The organism is Mesorhizobium sp. M4A.F.Ca.ET.050.02.1.1 (assembly GCF_003997725.1).
In the GTDB taxonomy this organism is placed as follows: domain Bacteria; phylum Pseudomonadota; class Alphaproteobacteria; order Rhizobiales; family Rhizobiaceae; genus Mesorhizobium.
The window spans coordinates 1-2633 of the sequence record NZ_RZSG01000806.1; the positions used below are offsets into that span (position 1 = coordinate 1).

4 protein-coding genes are annotated in these 2633 nt (G+C 64.8%); all 4 read right to left on the reverse strand.

Annotated features, from left to right (window positions below; translation table 11 throughout):
* Window positions 1-163: 163 nt before the first annotated feature.
* Complete coding sequence (locus EOA33_RS31425) at window positions 164-724, reverse strand: RNA polymerase sigma factor (RefSeq protein WP_126054105.1); 561 nt, start codon at window positions 722-724, stop codon at window positions 164-166.
* Window positions 725-898: 174 nt separating this feature from the next.
* Window positions 899-1630, reverse strand: coding sequence for a dienelactone hydrolase family protein (locus EOA33_RS31430; RefSeq protein WP_126054104.1), 732 nt, complete (start codon window positions 1628-1630; stop codon window positions 899-901).
* Window positions 1631-1734: 104 nt separating this feature from the next.
* Entirely contained in the window at window positions 1735-2424 is a 690-nt protein-coding gene (locus tag EOA33_RS31435) for a 4Fe-4S dicluster domain-containing protein (protein WP_126054103.1), read from the reverse strand.
* Between the two features lie 89 nt (window positions 2425-2513).
* A partial coding sequence (locus EOA33_RS31440; RefSeq protein WP_145989392.1) for a trimethylamine methyltransferase family protein occupies window positions 2514-2633 on the reverse strand: 120 nt, incomplete at its 5' end.

The window sequence follows — 2633 nt, forward strand, 5'->3', positions numbered from 1 at the left end:
GTGAGACGAAGCCCGCCGGCCGATCCTTGGGCGGCGACGAAGATTTTTTCCTGCTCGTCGAAAGCCTGCATGGCGGCAGCGATCGCGCGCGCCTTCGCCTCGGCGTCGGGTGCCGGTGCCGTGATGTTGCGCAGCCTTTCGAGTTCGTTGTCGTCGACCATGGTCACACTTCCCCGGCTGAACGCATCAACGTCCTCAGCCGTTTCTTCGCTTCATGGATGTGCCAGGAAACCGTCGTCTCCGAGATCGCCATCGCCTCGGCGGCGTCCGCGTGGCTGAGCCCCTCGCCATAGACGAGCAGCACGGCATCGCGCTGCTTGTCCGGCAGCTTGCGCACGGCCGTCCATAGCGCCTCGGCCGGGTCCTCGAGTTCCGCCGCCGCCTCTCCCGCGATCAGCGCATAGGCGCCGTAGGCCTCGGTCTTCTGGGTGTCGCGGGCGCTCTTGCGCATCATGTCGCGCGCCGCGTTCAGCGTCATGGTGTAGAGCCACGTCGTGAACGCGCCCTTACCATGGTAGTCGCGGATCGCCCGGCCGAGCCGGACGCAGACTTCCTGGGCGATGTCTTCGGCGTCCGCCTTCCTGCCGCACCAGCGATAGGCGGCGCGATAGACGAAGCCATAGTGCCTTTCGAGCAATTTGCCGAAAGCACCCCTGTCTCCGCCCTTCGCCCGCCCGATCAATTCGACGTCGGAGGGTTCGCCCTCGTCCAGCATCATCGCCATCATTTGCTTATTGGACGAAGGCTAATGGCTAATCCTTGGGGTTATGGAAAGATTTTTTTGCCGCAGCGCTTTTCCCTTCTCCCCGTTCACGGGGAGAAGGTGCCCGAAGGGCGGATGAGGGGCGGGGCAAACTTTCGAAGCCGCGCACCGCCGCCAAAAAAGGGGAGCCAAACTTTACCCGAGGGTTTCGGCAAACAACGTGGTCAACCGCTTCCAGTGGCGCTCAGCACCGGCTTCATCATAGGCACTGTGATCCTGCACGCACCATCCATGCCCCATGCCGACATAGTTCTCGATCACATGGTCGACCTCGGCCACTCTCAGCGCTTCGGCCAGCCGCGCCGACTGTTCCGGCGGAAAGCTGCGGTCGACGCCGGCAACACCGACATAGACGCGCGCCTTGATCATTGCTGCCTTGCGGTGCGGGCTGTCCGCGGCATCGCTGGCTAGATTGCCACCATGGAAGCTGGCGGCGGCAACGATCCGGTGCGGATAGCTCGCCGCCGCGTTCAGCGCCCGCGCGCCACCCATGCAGTAGCCGACGACGCCAACCGGTCCGGTGATGCCCTCGGCGGCCAGCGCGTCGAGGAAGGCGCCGCCGTCGCGAATGGTCATGTCCTGCGTGGTGCCGCCGCTCAACGCCGACAGCGCGGCCTTGGTCTTTTCATCGGCAAAGGCGGTCTTGGGGTCGAACGGACCGTAGGGCACGCTGCGGTAGAAGAGATCGGGAACCAGCACGGCGTAGCCTTGCCCAGCAAGGCGCTCGGCCATCTGGTCGAGCGCCGTGCGCGGACCGAAAATATCCATGTAGAGGATGATTCCGGCCTTGGCCGGCGCGGCTGGACGAAACAGCCCGGCTTTCGCCGTACCATCCTGGGTCTTGATCTCGAGGTCCTGCTTCGTCATTGCGCGCTCCGCTTGCTGCCACGCGATAGATATCCGCGCCCGCCGTCAGGGCAAGCCACGACATCTCAATCGCGGTCAAGTTTCCGTGCGGCTCGGAACCATCGCTACAGGCCGGCGAACGACGCCATATGGAAGGCCTGAACATCGGCTGGATAGCGATAGTCGGCGCCAAAGGGACAGGCGTTGCGGTCGAGGCAGCCGCCGGTGCGGCAAGGCGCGCCATCAGCACCGCGCACATGCGCCAGACAGGCCTGGTGCGCGAAACCATCCGCCGCATAGGCGTCGACCGGGCAGGATTTCAGGCAAGGTTTTTCGACACATGCATCGCAAAGATGGAGAGTTGCGTCAGCTTCGGGAATCGAGATCGTCTCTTCGAACAGCAGCGCGCCGCGATAGGCGTGCCAGAGCCCGTAGCGCGGATGCATCAGAATGCCGAGCGGCGAAGGCCTTAATCCCTCCGCCCGCATCGCCCATTGCTGGAACGGGAGATACGGCCTGTCGGAGGGCGACACGGCGCGCGCGCCGAACTTTTCCGCAACCGAGCCGATCACTTCGCGCGCCCAGGTGTCGAGCGGATTGGCGATGGCCTGCGGTTGCCGCTCCTGCCAGCGCAGGAAATGCGGCCACGGCGCAGCACCCGCCTGCCCGACCAGCAGGATGGACCTGGCGGGCATGCCGGAGCGCCCGGCGGGTACTGTGTCTTGGCTCGTGAAACGGAAGCCGCCGCGCGGGATCAAGCCATCGACCGCGAGCACGGCCGAGACATCGTCGACCGTGCCGCGCGAAACAATCATCCCTTCTTGCCCGGCTCGGAGAATGCGCTCCGCCAGACTTCCTTGTGGATGATGTCGGCCACTTTAGCCCGGCCTGACTCGGGCTCCTTTCAAGTGAAGGCGTCGGCCATCGAGCCTTTCTTCCTGGCGATGAAGTCGGTCAGGGCCTCGTCGATCGCCGGATCGAGGTAAGGCGCCTCGTAGCTTTCCAGCCAGCGGCGGGCGAGCTC